The sequence below is a fragment of the Curtobacterium sp. KBS0715 genome, from assembly GCF_005938005.2.
Classification (GTDB): domain Bacteria; phylum Actinomycetota; class Actinomycetes; order Actinomycetales; family Microbacteriaceae; genus Curtobacterium; species Curtobacterium flaccumfaciens.
In genome coordinates this window covers 3,347,664-3,363,325 of record NZ_VCCA02000001.1, presented here as the reverse complement: position 1 = coordinate 3,363,325, position 15,662 = coordinate 3,347,664, and the positions used below count along the sequence as shown (strand labels likewise).

Annotated in this window: 14 protein-coding genes; 3 read left to right on the top strand and 11 right to left on the bottom strand. The window is 69.8% G+C overall.

What is annotated here, in order from left to right:
• Nucleotides 1-10: 10 nt before the first annotated feature.
• Nucleotides 11-475 carry a hypothetical protein gene (locus tag FFG40_RS15965; RefSeq protein WP_138804117.1) on the bottom strand — a complete coding sequence of 155 codons (465 nt, stop codon included), beginning with the start codon at nucleotides 473-475 and terminating at the stop codon, nucleotides 11-13.
• Nucleotides 472-771 (bottom strand): biopolymer transporter Tol, encoded by a 300-nt coding sequence (locus FFG40_RS15960; protein ID WP_138804118.1) that lies wholly within the window; start codon nucleotides 769-771, stop codon nucleotides 472-474. Before FFG40_RS15960 ends, FFG40_RS15965 begins: the two co-directional genes overlap by 4 nt.
• Before the next feature lie 44 nt (nucleotides 772-815).
• Between FFG40_RS15960 and FFG40_RS15955 the strand changes: the two genes are divergently transcribed.
• Complete coding sequence (locus FFG40_RS15955; RefSeq protein WP_138804119.1) at nucleotides 816-1,889, top strand: spore photoproduct lyase family protein; 1,074 nt, start codon at nucleotides 816-818, stop codon at nucleotides 1,887-1,889.
• A gap of 16 nt (nucleotides 1,890-1,905) precedes the next feature.
• Here the strand turns inward: FFG40_RS15955 and FFG40_RS15950 are convergent, their stop codons facing one another.
• Nucleotides 1,906-3,006, bottom strand: coding sequence for an SDR family oxidoreductase (locus tag FFG40_RS15950; protein ID WP_138804120.1), 1,101 nt, complete (start codon nucleotides 3,004-3,006; stop codon nucleotides 1,906-1,908).
• Between the two features lie 37 nt (nucleotides 3,007-3,043).
• Complete coding sequence (locus FFG40_RS15945; protein WP_017888385.1) at nucleotides 3,044-3,442, bottom strand: DUF3253 domain-containing protein; 399 nt, start codon at nucleotides 3,440-3,442, stop codon at nucleotides 3,044-3,046.
• Between the two features lie 81 nt (nucleotides 3,443-3,523).
• Between FFG40_RS15945 and FFG40_RS15940 the strand changes: the two genes are divergently transcribed.
• Nucleotides 3,524-4,864, top strand: a complete 1,341-nt coding sequence (locus tag FFG40_RS15940; protein ID WP_138804121.1) for an alpha-amylase family protein — start codon at nucleotides 3,524-3,526, stop codon at nucleotides 4,862-4,864.
• 81 nt (nucleotides 4,865-4,945) lie between these two features.
• Here FFG40_RS15940 and mmsB read toward each other — a convergent pair whose 3' ends face one another.
• The 3 genes from mmsB to chvE all read right to left on the bottom strand — a co-directional run bounded on the left by mmsB (nucleotide 4,946) and on the right by chvE (nucleotide 8,897).
• Nucleotides 4,946-6,127 carry a multiple monosaccharide ABC transporter permease gene (gene mmsB / locus FFG40_RS15935; RefSeq protein ID WP_027466160.1) on the bottom strand — a complete coding sequence of 394 codons (1,182 nt, stop codon included), beginning with the start codon at nucleotides 6,125-6,127 and terminating at the stop codon, nucleotides 4,946-4,948.
• Nucleotides 6,114-7,667: a multiple monosaccharide ABC transporter ATP-binding protein gene (gene mmsA / locus FFG40_RS15930; protein ID WP_138804122.1), complete on the bottom strand. Its 1,554-nt coding sequence runs from the start codon at nucleotides 7,665-7,667 to the stop codon at nucleotides 6,114-6,116. Before mmsA ends, mmsB begins: the two co-directional genes overlap by 14 nt.
• A gap of 102 nt (nucleotides 7,668-7,769) precedes the next feature.
• Nucleotides 7,770-8,897: a multiple monosaccharide ABC transporter substrate-binding protein gene (gene chvE / locus FFG40_RS15925; RefSeq protein ID WP_027466162.1), complete on the bottom strand. Its 1,128-nt coding sequence runs from the start codon at nucleotides 8,895-8,897 to the stop codon at nucleotides 7,770-7,772.
• Nucleotides 8,898-9,077: 180 nt separating this feature from the next.
• Between chvE and FFG40_RS15920 the strand changes: the two genes are divergently transcribed.
• Nucleotides 9,078-10,127, top strand: a complete 1,050-nt coding sequence (locus tag FFG40_RS15920) for a substrate-binding domain-containing protein (protein WP_138804123.1) — start codon at nucleotides 9,078-9,080, stop codon at nucleotides 10,125-10,127.
• Nucleotides 10,128-10,333: 206 nt separating this feature from the next.
• Here FFG40_RS15920 and FFG40_RS15915 read toward each other — a convergent pair whose 3' ends face one another.
• The 4 genes from FFG40_RS15915 to FFG40_RS15900 form a co-directional block, all read right to left on the bottom strand.
• Nucleotides 10,334-11,287, bottom strand: coding sequence for a carbohydrate ABC transporter permease (locus FFG40_RS15915; RefSeq protein ID WP_138804124.1), 954 nt, complete (start codon nucleotides 11,285-11,287; stop codon nucleotides 10,334-10,336).
• Nucleotides 11,288-11,291: 4 nt separating this feature from the next.
• Entirely contained in the window at nucleotides 11,292-12,260 is a 969-nt protein-coding gene (locus FFG40_RS15910) for a carbohydrate ABC transporter permease (protein WP_138804125.1), read from the bottom strand.
• 78 nt (nucleotides 12,261-12,338) lie between these two features.
• Complete coding sequence (locus tag FFG40_RS15905; RefSeq protein ID WP_260678896.1) at nucleotides 12,339-13,646, bottom strand: sugar ABC transporter substrate-binding protein; 1,308 nt, start codon at nucleotides 13,644-13,646, stop codon at nucleotides 12,339-12,341.
• A 5-nt stretch (nucleotides 13,647-13,651) separates the two neighbouring features.
• The gene (locus tag FFG40_RS15900; protein ID WP_138804127.1) at nucleotides 13,652-15,661 is read right to left on the bottom strand and encodes a glycoside hydrolase family 127 protein; all 2,010 of its coding nucleotides are present in this window, start codon (nucleotides 15,659-15,661) and stop codon (nucleotides 13,652-13,654) included.
• Nucleotide 15,662 lies beyond the last annotated feature (1 nt).

The window sequence follows — 15,662 nt, the reverse complement described above, 5'->3', positions numbered from 1 at the left end:
ATCGCGGGCGTCATGGGACGTTTCGGACCTCGCGAGCCGCCGCCCATGCTCGAACTTCGAGGAGTGCCTCGCGTCGCCACCGCCAGAGCGAAGCGAACTTCGTGCCGTCGTCCTCCCGTGCCCGGGTCAGCAGCCAGATCTGCCGTCGGTGTTCGGCCCCGTGATCGTCGCGCCACTCGACGAACGCGTCGTCGAGCACCGCGGTGATCCCCGCACGCGGTGCGGTCCACGACGAGAGGAAGCCGGAGTACCGGAGGGTGTCGTCGCACAGGTGCACGGTGACGCGTCGGAGCCTGGCCGTGGCCCAGGTCCCGCCGGCGATGAAGGCGACACCGAGGATGAAGACGAACACCCTTACCGATGCTCCGGGCAGGAAGGCCACGCTCGCGAGTGTGACTCCGGTCCCGATGATCACCGGGCCGAAGACGACGGCGGTCAGGGTGCGGTCCAGTCGCGGTGGACGGATCGTCGTCACGGCAGAGTGTCCAGGTCGGCGAGGGCCTGCTCGGCATCGGCGATCCGGTCGGCCTCTGGGCGGCTCCACCACTCGGGGCCGCGTTCGCCCAGGCCGTGCTTGGCCACGCCGTTCCGGTGCCGCGCCGCCGCCAGGGCCTCGTCGTCGCCCTCGCGCTTCGCGGTCTTCACGGCGTTGCGCCCGCGCCCCAGATGGGAGCGGAGTGCGGCGGCGAGCTCCTCGGGCAGGGCGGGGTCGGTGCGGCGCCAGCGTCGGCCGTCCACGACGAAGAAGTGGTCGTCGGGTTCGGCAGTCATGGTCCGAGTCTGCACCGTCGGTGGTGCCGGGTAGACAGGAGCCGATGAGTCACGAACGCGTCCGCCCGATGCTCGACGTCCGACGCATCTACGCCGAGCCGGCCGCGCTCGAACTGCAGCGTGGGCAGGAGATCGTCGGGCGCTGGCCGGACGCCGAGATCGTCCCGGTCGAGTCGCACTGGAACATCCCCGAGGTGCACGGCGACGAACGGAACGTCCAGCGCTGGGTGCGGATCAAGACCGAGGCGCTCGTGCTCGGCGTGAAGAAGTCACTGGTGACCCGGCCGAACGGTCGCTCCGCCGACTTCATCGCACCGTCCACCGCGAACGGCTGCGCGATGGCGTGCGCCTACTGCTACGTGCCACGTCGCAAGGGCTACAGCAACCCCGTGACGGTGTTCGCGAACATCGACCAGATCACCAAGCACGTGGCTCGGAACATCGCCAAGCAGGGGCGGAAGACCGAACCGAACCAGTGCGACCCGGAAGCCTGGGTCTACGACATCGGCGAGAACAGCGACTGCTCGGTCGACGCGATGATCAGCGACAACGTCCGCGACCTCTGCGACCTGTTCCGGATGACCCCGACGGCCAAGGCCTCGTTCGCCACGAAGTACGTCAACCGCGACCTGCTCGACTGGGACCCGATGGGCCGGACCCGGATCCGCTTCTCACTGATGCCGCACGAGACCGCGAAGGTCACCGACATCCGCACGAGCCCGATCGCCGAGCGCATCGCCGCGGTGAACGACTTCGTCGACGCCGGGTACGAGGTCCACCTGAACTTCTCGCCGGTCATCCTCACGCCGACGTGGGAGTCGGACTGGGCCGAGCTGCTCCGTCAGGTCGACGACGTGCTCTCCCCGGCCGCCAAGGCGCAGCTCGCTGCCGAGGTGATCTTCCTGACCCACAACCAGCCCCTGCACGAGGTCAACCTCGGGTGGCATCCCAAGGCCGAAGACCTGCTGTGGCGTCCGGACCTGCAGGAGCAGAAGGTGTCCCAGAACGGCGCCGTGAACGTGCGCTACCGGTCCGGCATGAAGGGACAGCTCGTCGAGCGCTTCCGCGAACTCGTGGCCGAGCATCTGCCGTCGTGCCGGATCCGGTACGCCTTCTGATCGGCGTCCTCCCCGATTAAGGGATGAGCCGGTCCGCCCGGTACCGGGCGAACAGGTCCGCGAAGGCCTGCTCGGTCCTGCGGAACGCCGTGAATCCGGCGTCGCGGCTCTTCCCCATGTCGGTGACGACCTCCATCGCTCGACCGAGGTCGGCGTCGGTGTGCCACCACGAGGCGAGCCGGGTGATGTCCGCCTCGGCGAGACCGTGGCGCTCGGCGATGCCGGCCCACTCGGACTCGTACGGCTCCATCTGCTCCTCGAGCGGTCGCGGAGCGTCCTCGTAGCCCACCACGCGCGCGGGGTCGACACCGAGGTGCGCGGCCAGGCGCGGCCACATCCAGCGCCACCGGAAGACGTCACCGTTGACGATGTTGAACGGCTCGTCCGCACCCTCGGGTGACGTCGAGGCCCACACCATGTGCTCGGCGAGGATGCCGGCGTCGGTCATGTCGGTGAGGCCGTTCCACTGCGCCTCACTGCCGGGGAACACGAAGTCCAGGTCGAGTTCCTTCGCCAGCGTGGCCTGCACGGCGAGTGTGAGGCCCATGTTCATGGCGTTGCCCACGGCGTGCCCGATCACGGTGTGGGAGCGGTGCACCGACCAGGTGAACCCCTGGCGCTCGGCGGCTGCGAAGAGCTCGTCCTCTTGCGCGTAGTAGAAGTTCGGGGTGTCGAGGCGCGGCTCCTCCTCGTGGAAGGGGGTGTCGGGCATCTCGCCGGCGGCGTACGCCTCGAACGGGCCGAGGTAGTGCTTCAGGCCGGTGACGAGGGCGACGTGCTCGAGCGGAGCGTGCGACAGTGCCGCGAGCAGGTCGCGGACCATGCCACCGTTCACTCGGATGTTCTCCGCCTCGGTTTCCTGCCGCTGCCAGGCGGTGAAGAAGACGTGGGTCGGGTGCTCGTCGGCGAGTGCGGCCGCCAGGCTCTCCGGGTCGCGCAGGTCGGCTGCGACGGTCCGGACGCCCTGTTCGGCGAGCGGTCGGCGGGAGAGCGCCGTCACGTCCCAGCCGAGGTCGAGCAGGTGGCGCACCAGGGCGGAACCGGTGATGCCACTGGCTCCGACGACCAGGGCTTCGCGGCGGGCAGGGGTCGGTTCGGTCGATCCGGTTGCAGTCATCCCTCGATGCAACCCACGTTGGGCGACACGTGTTCCCTCACCGCGGACGGCGGATGCGGATCGGACCCTTGGCGGTCGACGGGTCGACGACGGACCCGCCCTGGGTGATCTCGACCTCGCCGCGCGCGACCATGCGGCGGGCGGCTCGACGCGCGGGCTCCATCAGCGGTCGCCAGTCGTCCGGGTCGAGCGAGCGTGCCACCTCGGACGGGCAGATGCTCGAGGTCCGTGCCCGTGCCGCGAGCAGTTCGTCGATGCGCTGTTCCAGAGCCCGGTCGGTGTCGTCGAGACCGTGTCGACGGCAGGCTCCGGAACACCACTTCGCCTCCGGCGCCGCCGACGACGGCATCCGTCGCCCGCACGAGGCGCAGGTGCGCTCGGCGTGTGCCGATTCCGACGCCGACGCATCGGCTTCCGTCCTGATCGCCCGTCCCATGGCCCCATCCTCGTCCTGCTCGGCAGGGCGGTGCACAGCGACCACGCACGCGGTCCAGGTGCGCCTGGCAGCATCGGAGCGGTGAACCCCGACACCGTCCCCGCCCGTCCGTCCGAGCCTGCCTGGGTGCAGCACGTGATATGGTGGCACGTCTACCCGCTCGGCTTCGTCGGCGCCGAGGTCCGCCCCGCGGCACCGGTGGGGGAGCGTCCGCTCGAACACCGCCTCGACCGCCTGACCGCATGGCTCGACCACGTCGTCGACCTCGGCCTGAACGGGCTGTTGCTCGGCCCGGTGTTCGCGAGCTCGACCCATGGTTACGACACGGTCGACCACTTCCGCATCGACCCGCGCCTGGGCGACGACGCCGACTTCGACGCCCTGGTCGCCGCGGCGCACGAGCGGGGCGTGCGGGTGCTGCTGGACGGGGTGTTCAACCACGTCGGCCGTGAGCACCCGGCGTTCCGCGCGTTGTCCGACCACGGCCCGGAGGCGCCGACCGCCGACCTGTTCGCCATCGACTGGTCCGGGTGGCAGCCGGGGCAGCCCGTGCCCGTCGGGCTGTTCGAGGGCCACGACATCCTTGTCGCACTCGACCACGACAGCCGCGCCACCGAGGACCTCGTGGTGCAGGTCATGACGCACTGGCTTGCGCGCGGGGTGGACGGTTGGCGGCTCGACGCGGCGTACGCGGTGCCGCCGGCGTTCTGGGCGCGGGTGCTGCCGCGGGTGCGGGAGCGGTTCCCGGACGCCTGGTTCAGCGGCGAGGTGATCCACGGTGACGCGGCGGCGATCGCGCGCGACTCGACGATGGACTCGCTGACCCAGTACGAGCTGTGGCAGGGGATCTGGCACGGCATCGCGGACCGCAACGGTCACGAGCTCGCGCACGCGATCGAGCGGCACGACGCGCTGCTGGCCACCTTCGCCCCGACGACGTTCGTCGGCAACCACGACGTCACCCGGATCGCGAGCGCGGTGGGGGAGCGGTTCGCCGGGCACGCCGCCGCGGTGCTGTTCACAGTGGCGGGGACCCCGGTGGTCTACGCGGGCGACGAGTACGGCTGGACCGGGGTGAAGGAGGAACGCGAGGGCGGCGACGACGCGGTACGCCCGGAGTTCCCGGCCGAGGTGCCGGCGCCGACGGACCTGACCCACGCGTACGAGGCGCTCATCGCCCTGCGTCGCCGGAACCCGTGGCTGCACCGCGCGCACACCGACGTCGTGCACCTGACCAACACCGCCGTGGTGCTGCGGACCGCGACGGCGGACGCCGCCATGGTGGCCGCCCTGAACCTGTCGGACGATCCCGTCGAGGTGCCCGTGGCCGACGCGACGCAGGTCGAGGCGGGCGGGGCCGATCTCGGGGACGGGACCCTGCGCCTCCCGGCCGGGGGTTGGGCCGTCCTGTCGCGGTCGTGAGCAGAAACGGTCGGGTCCCCATCGAGGACCCGACCGTTTCTGCTCACCAAGCGAACGCGCGAACGCGCACGCGCGCGACCGCTACTTGCGCGCGGACGCCGCCCGGCGCTTGTTGAACACGTCGAACGCGACGGCGGCGAGCAGCACCAGACCCTTGATCAGGGACTGGAACTCGGTGCCGACACCGAGGATCGACATGCCGTTGTTCAGCAGGCCGATGATCAGACCACCGACGATGGCACCCGGCACGGTGCCGATGCCGCCGGTGACGGCCGCACCACCGATGAAGACGGCGGCGATGGCGTCGAGCTCGAAGCCGTTGCCGGCGCCCGGTGCCGCCAGGTTGAGCTGGCCGGTGAAGACCACGCCCGCCAGGGCCGAGATGACACCCATGTTGACGAAGAGCAGGAACGTGACGCGCTTCGTCTTCACACCCGACAGCTGCGCGGCCAGGGCGTTGCCACCGATCGCGTAGATGTGGCGGCCGAACACCGCGCTCCGCATGACGACCGAGTAGATCACCACGAGGGCACCGAGCACGACGAGCACGATCGGGGTGCCGTTGTAGCTGGCGAGCAGGAGCGCCACGTAGATCACGAGCACGGCGCCGAACGCCGTCTTCACGATGAACCAGGCGAACGGCTCGCTCTCGAGCTGGTACTTGCGACGCGTGATGCGACCGCGGAACGCCGCGATCACCATGACGGCCGCGGCGGCGAAGCCGAGGATCATCGTGAGCGGCTCGTACCCGGTGGTGCCGAAGGACGGCAGGAAGCCGGAGCCGAGCGAGCGGAAGCCGGCGGGGAACGGCGAGATCTGCTGGTTCTGCAGGACGATCTGTGCCGCGCCGCGGAACGCGAGCATGCCCGCCAGCGTCACGATGAACGCCGGGATCCCGAAGTACGCGATCCAGAAGCCCTGCCAGGCGCCGACGAGCGCACCGACCACCAGGCAGAGCACGACCGCGATCGGCCACGGGATGTTCCACTGCGTGATCATCACGCCGGCCATGGCACCGGTGAAGGCGACCACCGAGCCGACCGACAGGTCGATGTGGCCGGCGATGATGACCATGACCATGCCGATGGCCAGGATGAGGATGTAGCTGTTCTGGACGATCAGGTTCGAGACGTTGATCGGGGCCAGCGTGATGCCGTTCGTGGTCACCTGGAAGAAGATGACGATGACGATCAGCGCGATGAACAGGCCGATCTGTCGGAGCTGCCCGGTGAGGTAGCCGACGGCGGACTTAAGCGCGTTCATTGACAGGGGTCTCCCGTTCCTGGGTCATGTACTGCATGAGGACCTCGGGCGTCGCCTCGGCGCGCGGGACGTCGGCCGTGATGGTGCCCTCGGAGAGGGTGTAGATGCGGTCGCAGATGCCGAGCAGTTCGGGGAGCTCGGAGGAGATCACGATGACCGCCTTCCCCTGGTCGGCGAGCTGGTTGATGATCGTGTAGATCTCGTACTTCGCGCCGACGTCGATGCCGCGGGTCGGCTCGTCGAGGATGAGCACGTCGGGGTCGGCGTACATCCACTTCGACAGGACGACCTTCTGCTGGTTCCCCCCGGAGAGCTTCCCCGTCACGACGTCGACGTTCGGCGCCTTGATGTTGAGGCTCTTGAGGAACTGGGTCGCGACCGTGGTCTCCTCCGAGGAGTTCACGAAGCCCCAGCTGGCGAGCTTGCCGAGTGCCGACCCGGAGATGTTCCGCTTGATGTCGTCGATCAGGTTCAGGCCGTACCGCTTGCGGTCCTCGGTGACGTAGGCGATGCCGTTGTCGATCGCCTGCGAGACGGTGTGCGTCTTGATCGGGGTGCCGCGCTTGTAGACGGTGCCGCTGATGCCGGTGCCGTAGGACTGGCCGAAGACGCTCATCGCGAGTTCCGTGCGCCCGGCGCCCATGAGCCCGGCGATGCCGACGACCTCGCCGGCGCGGACGTTGAGGTTGGCCTGGTGGATGATCTCGCGCGACGAGTCGAGCTGGTGGTGGACGGTCCAGTCCTCGATCCGCAGCAGTTCCTCGCCGATGACGGGGTTCTCGCGCTCGGGGTACCGGTTCGACAGGTCACGACCGACCATCCCGCGGATGATCCGGTCCTCGGACACGTCGTCGGCCCGCATGTCGAGCGTCTCGATGGTCTTGCCGTCGCGGATGATCGTGACCTTGTCCGCGATCGCCTTGATCTCGTTGAGCTTGTGGCTGATGATGATCGCCGTCATGCCCTCGGCCTGCAGCGAGCGGATGAGCTCGAGCAGGTGCGCGGAGTCGTCGTCGTTCAGCGCGGCGGTGGGCTCGTCGAGGATGAGGAGCTTCACCTCCTTCGAGAGCGCCTTCGCGATCTCGACGAGCTGCTGCTTGCCGACACCGAGGTCGACGACCTTGGTGACGGGGTTGTCCTTCAGCCCGACGCGCTTGAGCAGCTCGGCGGCCGTCAGGTTCGTCTTGTTCCAGTCGATGAAGCCGCCCTTGGACTGCTCGTTGCCGAGGAAGATGTTCTCGGCGATCGACAGGAAGGGGCTGAGCGCCAGCTCCTGGTGGATGATCACGACGCCCGCAGCCTCGGAGTCGTTGATGTTCGCGAACCGCACGGGTTCGCCGTCGAGCAGGATCTCGCCGTCGAAGGAGCCGGCCGGGTAGACACCCGACAGCACCTTCATGAGCGTCGACTTGCCCGCGCCGTTCTCGCCGCAGATCGCGTGGACCTGGCCGCGCTCGACCTCGATCGAGACGCCCTGCAGGGCCTTGACGCCGGGGAACGTCTTGGTGATGTCCCGCATCTCGAGGATGGTGTCCGCCATGTGGACGCCTTTCCGTCGTGCGCGCGTGGGCGCGCTGGTGGAGACGGACTGGAGGCGCGGTGCGGTCTGGCACCGCGCCTCCGGTCCGTGAGATGGGCCTGACTACTTCAGGTCGGCTTCGGTGTAGTACCCCGAGTCCACGAGGACTTCCTTGTAGTTGTCCTTCGTGACGACCGTCGGCTGGAACAGGAAGGTCGGGACGACCTTGACCTTGTTGTCGTAGCTCTTCGTGTCGTTGACCTCGGGCTTCTTGCCGGTGAGCAGGTCCTCGGCCATGGTGACCGACTGCTTGGCGAGCTTGCGCGTGTCCTTGTAGATCGTCGAGTACTGCTGGCCGGCGATGATCGACTTGACCGAGGCGGCCTCGGCGTCCTGGCCCGTGACGGTCGGGAGCGGACGGTCACTCGTGCCGTACCCGGCGCCCTGGAGTGCCGAGATGATGCCGATCGAGATGCCGTCGTACGGCGAGAGCACGCCGTCGAGCGTGGTGCCGCCCGAGTAGGACTTGGCGATCAGGTTCTGCATGCGGGCCTTGGCCGTGGCCGGGTCCCACTGCTGCGTCGCGGCCTGGGACAGCTGGTCCTGGCCGGACTGGATCTTCAGCGTGCCGTCCTCGAGGTACGGCTTGAGCGTCTTCATGGCGCCGTTGAAGAAGAACCCGGCGTTGTTGTCGTCGAGCGAGCCGGCGAAGACCTCGATGTTGAAGGGGCCCTTCTCGCCGGTCTTCTTGCCGTCAGCGTCGAGCACCCCCAGGCCGGTGAGCAGGCTGTTCGCCTGGTCGACGCCGACCTTCTCGTTGTCGAAGGACACGTAGTAGTCGACGTTCTTGTTGCCCGTGAGCAGACGGTCGTACGAGATCACCTTGATGCCGGCCTTGGCGGCGGCGTCGAGCTGGTCGGAGAGCGCGCCACCGTCGATCGACGCGATGATCAGGACCTTCGCGCCCTTGGTGATCATGTTGCTGACCTGCTGGGCCTGCTGCTGGACCTTGTTGTCGCCGTACTCGAGGTCGACCTTGTAGCCGGCCTTCTCGAGGTCGCTCTTGACGGCGTTGCCGTCCTTGATCCACCGCTCGGAGACCTTGGTGGGCATGGCGACGCCGACGAGGGCGCCCTTGTTGTCGCCGCTGCCGCCACCATCGGTGGACGCACGGCCGCCGGCCGAGCAAGCGGCCAGCGAGATCGCGATGCCGACGGCTGCGACGCCCGCGATGATCCTGCGCTTCATCATCGAAGTACCTCTGTTCCTTCGCGTCGTCCTCGACGCGGTCGGGTGCCGGGGCTGCTGTGCCCCGTGGGATGCGCTCGTGTGAGCGCTCACATCTTGTGGGTTCCGTGACGGGGTGTCAACTCAACACCGCCGTTTCGTGATCTTGCCGCGGCGACCGGACCGAGCGGTACGGTTGGCCACGTGAGCACCACGACCGCCCCCGAGGGCAGGGGCGGCAAGCGCCGGAAGGCCCCGACGATCTTCGACGTCGCCGAACGCGCCGGCGTGTCCCACCAGACCGTCTCCCGTGTGATCAACGGCGATCCGACCGTCCGCGAGCAGTACCGGACGCAGGTCACGGACGCCGTGACCGAGCTCGGGTACCGGCCCCGCGCCGCCGCCCGGGCGCTCGCCGGTGGGCGGAGCAAGGCGCTCGGCATCATCACCGCCGGCGACGCGCTGTACGGACCGTCGAGCACCTCGATCGGCTTCGAACGGGCCGCGCGGTCCGCCGGGTACCACGTGCTGCTGTCGACCCTGCCCGAGGAGCCGCGGCCGGCCGACCTGTCCGGGGCGCTCACCACGCTGCTCGCGCAGGACGTCGCCGCGATCGTGCTGGTCGCCGCCGACAACCGGGTGCTCGACGCCCTCGCGTCGCTCACCGTGCCGGTCACGGTGCCCGTCGTGGTGTCGAACGCCGTGCAGCGCGACGCCGTCCGGACCCCGGTCGCGCCGAGCGTCGCCGCCGTCGCCATCGACCAGGCCGCCGGCACCTCGCTCGTCATGCAGCACCTGTTCGACCGCGGACACCGCCGGATCGTGCACATCGCCGGACCGCACGTGTCGCAGGAGTCGGAGGTGCGCCGTGCCACCTACGTGCGGATCATGCAGGACGCCGGGCTCGAACCGGTCGTGCTCGAGGGCGACTGGACCCCGGCGAGCGGTTTCGCGGCCGCCCGGCACATCGACGTGGGGACGGTCGACGCCGTCTTCGCGGGCAACGACCAGATGGCCCTCGGGGTGCTGCACGCCTTCGCCGACGAGGGGCTGCGGGTTCCCGACGACATCGCGGTGGTGGGGTTCGACGACGTCCCCGAGGCCGCGCACTTCACGCCGCCGCTGACCACCGTGCGGCAGGACTTCCGGGCGATGGGGGAGCGGGTGCTCGACACCGTGCGGGCCCTGGTCGAGGGGGAGCCCCGCGACGAGACACTGCTCGCGCCCGAGCTGGTGGTGCGGCGCAGCACGTAGCGCCCCCTCGCACCGTGCGGCGGTGTGCGGGTGGTGCGAGGTTCTTCCTTGCGCGGTGGCGCGGCGCACGGTGCAGCGTTGTGCGGCCGGCGCGAGGTTGGCCGCTCGGTGCGGAGCTACAGTCACGCACCGAGCGGCCAACCCCGCACCGGCCGAGGGGCCGCGCACGGTGCGAAGCCGCGCACGACCCCGAGCTGACCCGACCGTCAGCCCTTCAACGCCCCGGACGACAGCCCGGCGACGTAGAACCGTTGCAACCCGACGTACAGCGCGATGCACGGGATCATCGCCACCACCGACCCGGCGACGAGGTTGCCGTAGGACACCTGCCCGTACGCCCCGGTCTGCAGGTTGAGCAGCGCGACCGGCAGCGTGTACAGCGAGTCCTTCGTCAGGAACGTCAGGGCTCCGAGGAACTCCGTCCACGACGCCAGGAACGCGTAGAGCGCCGCGGTCGCCGCCCCGGGCAGGAGCAGCGGGCGGAGCACCGACACGACGACCCGGAAGCGCGAGGCGCCGTCGACGAAGGCCGAGTCCTCGAGCTCGGTGGGGATCGACTCGAACGCGTTCCGCATCACGAACACCCCGAACGGCAGGTTCACGGTCGTGTAGAACAGCACGAGCCCGAGCAGCGAGTTCGTCAGCCCCATGGCGTTCATCTCGAGGTACAGCGGCGTGAGGATGGCCTGGAACGGCACCATCATCGTCAGCAGCACCAGGCCGAACACGAGCCCGGCGCCCCGGAACCGGAAGCGGGCGAACCCGTAGCCGGCCATCGTCGCGATCACCGCGGTCAGCACCGCCGTGGCGATCGACACGATGAGCGAGTTCACGACGCCGGTGAGCAGGTGCGACGACGAGGCGAACACGGCGGCGAAGTTCTGCCACCCGAGCTGGAAGAACGTCGCCGGGTCCGGGGCCTGTGTGATGACGGCCTCGGACTGGAACGCCCGCAGGATCGACCAGATGAGCGGGACCCCGAACACGAGCGCGGAACCGATGCCGGCGATCGCGTACAGGGTGCGCTTCACGGTGGTGTCGCGGGGGTGCTGGACGCTGCCCTGCTGGTGGCGCCGACGTCGGCCGTCACCCGTGGTGGTCAGGGTCCTGGTGGACACATCCGGCGCCGCGAGGGCCGCACGGGAGGTCGTGGTGCTCATGGCGTCAGTCCTTCTCTCGCAGTGCCCAGAACTGGAACACCGTCACGGCGGCGATCACCACGACGAGGGCGATCGACTGGGCGGTCGCGGCCCCGAGCTGCAGGTTCACGAACCCGCGGTTGTAGATCGCGTTCACGATCGTGGTGGTCTCGGTGCCCGGCCCGCCCTGGGTCAGGATGTAGAACTGGTTGAAGGCGAGCAGCGACCCGATCACCGAGATGATGACGCTCAGCGCGACGGTCGAGCGGATCATCGGGAACGTGATGAGGCGTTCGGTCTGCCACCAGGAAGCCCCTTCGAGCTGCGCCGACTCGTAGACCTCGTCGGGGACGCCCTGCATCGCCGACATGAGCAGCACCATGGTCAGCCCGGACACCGCCCACACCACGAGCACGCAGATGAGCAGCGTCGCCAGCGGACCGTTCACGAGCCACGCGGTGCTGCCGTCGGTGATCCCGAGCCAGCGGAGCACCATGTTGACGGCCCCGGAGTTCGGCTGCGCCTCGAGCACGAGCATGAACGAGAGCGTCGTCAGCCCGACCACGTACGGCAGGAAGAACACCGTCCGCAGGAGCGTGCTGCCACGGCGACGTGCGCGGACGAGCACGGCGAGGAAGTACCCGAGCGCCAGGATCGGCAGGGTCACGATCGCCGTGTACAGCAGCGTGTAGCCGATGGCGTGCACGAACGTCGGGTCCTGGAACAGCGTCAGGTAATTCTGCAGCCCGATGAACCGGTACGGGCCGATCAGGGGCCAGTTCGTGAACGAGATGTAGAGCGCGAACACGAGCGGGACGAGCACGAAGACGGCGACGAACAGGATCGCCGGGGCGACGAGGCCGGCGCCGGTGCGCGGCGGGTGGGTGAGCGAGTTGCGGGTCCGGACGGAGCCGCCACGCCCCGGGCGGCGGCCCACGGTGGGACGGCCCGGGCCGGTCCGGCCGGCGGGGCGCCGGGTGGAGATGGTCGACATGCGTGCACCTCTCTGTGCATCAACAAGAGCGAGACGAGCGAGACGAGCGGGACGAGCGGAGAAGACAGGCAGGCAGGCTCAGGCCTGCACCTGGTCGAGGATCCGCTGGTAGTCGGACTGCGCCGTCCGCATGGCGGCAGCGCTCCCCGACCCGAACACGGCCTCGCGGAACATCGCGAAGTACGGTGACGACGGCTGGTTGTTGAGCAGGTTGTACGCCAGCGTCTGCGGTGCGTAGCCCTTGTCGATGGCGTCGAGTGGTCCGTACGCCAGCGGGAACCGCTTGCGGTACTCCGGGGTGGCGGCGTCGGACCGCGTCGGGAAGTACCCGCCGTCCGGCAGTGCCTGCTGCTGCTGGAGGCCGTTCGCGTACTGCATGAACGCCCACCCACCGGACGGGTTCGCCGCCCCGTTCGGGATGCACATGTTGTCGCCGCCGTCGAAGAACGACCGCTGGCCGTCCCACGACGGGATGAGCACCGTCTGCATCTTCGCCCGCATCGCCTTGGTGGCCGCGGGCACGGTCGCCCCGTACGAGGTCGGGAAGATCCCCACCTTGCCGGCCCGGAAGTCGGCACCCCACGTGGTGCCGGCGTCGGAGTACGTCGCCTTCGACAGCACGCCGTCCTTCCACAGCTGCCGGTAGAACTCGAGCATGCGTTCGAGGGCCTCGTTGCCGGTGATGTTCGCCCGCTGGGACCCCACCTCGCCGGTCATCATGTCGACCCCGGTCGCCCAGACGTGCGGCTGCGTGACGAAGCCGATGATGCCCGCGGCGTTGCCGGAGATCGACCAGCCGTACACGTCGTCGTCGAGCTTCCGGATGGCCTTCGCCGCGTCGAGCAGCGTGGACAGGTCCTTCGTCGACTCCTCGACGTCGAGGCCCGCACGCTCGAACAGCTCGGTGTTCACGAACAGCTGCGAGTTGTCGGCCAGGTAGGGCAGGCCGTAGTACCGGTCGCGGTACTCGAGCAGGCGCAGGTGCCCCGGTGAGATCGCGTCGAAGTAGTCCAGGCTCTCGACCACGTCGGTCAGGTCGGCGAACGCCTCGCGGAAGATGAACAGCTGCGAGTTGATGTCGTCGATGTCCACGACGTCCGGCGGCTCACCCCCGCGGATCGCGGTCGCGAGCTTGGTCACGTACTGCGCGTCCGGCACGGGCGTCAGCTGGACCTGCAGCGCCGGGTTCGCCTTGTTGAACCCGGCGACGGCCGACGTCAGGCCGGCCTGGGTCGCCGACCGGCACCACACCTGCACGGTGCCGGTCGCGTTCTTCCCGAAGCTCGCGGGCTTCGCGACGACCTTCGGCAGGGTGCCGGAGCACCCGGCCAGGGCGAGGGCGGCCCCGCCGGCGACGCCGCCGACGAGGAACGCTCGGCGGTCCACGCCGGTCACCGCGCCAGCGGGAGCCAGACGCGCATCGGCGCGGCTCCCCGGTTGGCCCACGCGTAGTACGGGACCGCGGTCGCGGTGACGTCGCGGCCGTCGTGACCAGCCTGGAGGCCCGTGGTGGCGCCCTGCGGACCGGCCACGTCGTCGACGCGGGTCGCGTCGCGGGCCGTGGTCGCGCCTCCCGGCCCGTCCAGACGCTGGTACGGCCAGGCCGGCTGCACGTGCTCGGCCGGGGCGTGCCCCGGGATCCGCAGCGTGACGACGCCGTCGAGCAGGTCCTCGCGGCGCTCCTCGGTGATCGGCGCGTCCGCGTCGACCGTCAAGTCGTCGACCGTGAAGCCCTGCTGGTCCGCCTGCTCGACCGCGTAAACGAGCGGGCCGCGCTCGATCGCGACCTGCCCGCGGGCGGCGTCGATGCGGGTGTCGGCGACGTAGCGGTGCGGCGTCGTGTCGAAGACGAGCTCGACCGTGTCGCCCGCCGACCACTCGCGGTCGACGACGTGCAGCGTGCCCGCTGTCGGGCTCGCGGACCCGTCCGGACCCGTGACGGTCGTGGTGTCCGACCAGGCCGGGATCCGCAGGCCCAGGGCGAGCGGGCCGTCCTCGGTGACCGTGACACGGACACGGCCGTCGTGCGGGTAGTCGGTCTCGACCCGCACCGGACCGAGGTCGGCGGTGGCGTACTGGTGGATCTGCAGCCCGCCGTCGGTCGCCGTGGCCAGGTAGCCGTCGAGGCTCGCGAAGGTGCGCATGATGTTCGGCGGGCAGCAGGCGCAGTCGAACCATCCGCGTCGCCCGTGGGCGGGGGAGCGGTTCTCGTCCTGGTGGGCGTGGTCGCGCTGCTGCAGCGGGTTCACGTAGAAGTACTCGGTGCCGGCCAGGCTCACCCCGGCGAGGAACGCGTTGTAGAGCAGGCGCTCGATCGCGTCGGCGTAGACCGGCTTGCCGGTCGCGAGCAGCAGCCGCCAGGCCCACTGCACGCCGCCGATGGCCGCGCAGGTCTCGGCGTAGCCGCGGTCGGTCGGCAGCTCGTACGGGTCGCCGAACGCCTCCCAGTCCCAGCGTGCACCGAGGCCCCCGGTGATGAAGGCCTTCGTCGCCATCATGTCCGCGAACTGGCGCTCGCTCGCGGCGAGGAGCTCGGCGTCCCCGGTCTCGATCGCGACGTCCACGGCACCCGCAGCCAGGTACACGGCGCGGACGGCGTGCCCCTCGACGGTCGTGGCCTGCCGGCTCGGCACCCGGTCGGAGAAGTACGTCGGCTCGCCGCCGGCGCGCTCGATGATGCCGTGCCCGCGGGCGTCGACGAACCAGTGCGCCAGGTCGAGGTAGTCGCGGTTGCCGGTCTCGCGGTACAGCTCGACCAGGCCCATCTCGACGACGGGGTGGCCGTCGACGTCGCGGGTCTTCGGTGTGCCGTCGGGTGCGGTGCCATCGCCGAACGTGCGGACCAGGTGGTCGGCGTTCTTGATCGCGACGTCGAGCAGCCCGGTGTCGCCCGTCGCACGGTGCTGGGCCACGGCCGCCTGGTACAGGTGCCCGGCGCAGTACATCTCGTGGCTCCACTTGAGGTCCGTGTACCGCTCACCCTTCCCGCGCACCTGCTGCACGGAGTCCAGGTACCCGTCGTCGGCCTGCGCCCGGGCGTACAGGGCGGTGACCTCGCGCTGCAGGTCGAGCAGGTCCTCGGCGGGGGCGCGGCCGTACTCCCACGCCACGGCCTCGAGCCACTTCGTCACGTCGGAGTCCATGAAGATCGGGCCGACGGCCTCGCCCTCCTCGAGCCCGGCGGCGATGCGGAGGTTGCGGAAGTTGCCGGCCGTCTCCAGCTGCTGGTAGCCGCTGCGGACGGCGTCGCGGCCGTTGCGCTCCTGGCGGAGCGCCCAGAAGCCGCCGGTGACCCGGGCGTCGCCGGTCGGCAGCGGCCGGAGCGTGAGGTGCGCGTCGGCGGTCGGGAGGACCGGGGTCGCGGTGTGCGCGCCGCGATCGGTCGCGAGCGTGGTGGTCATG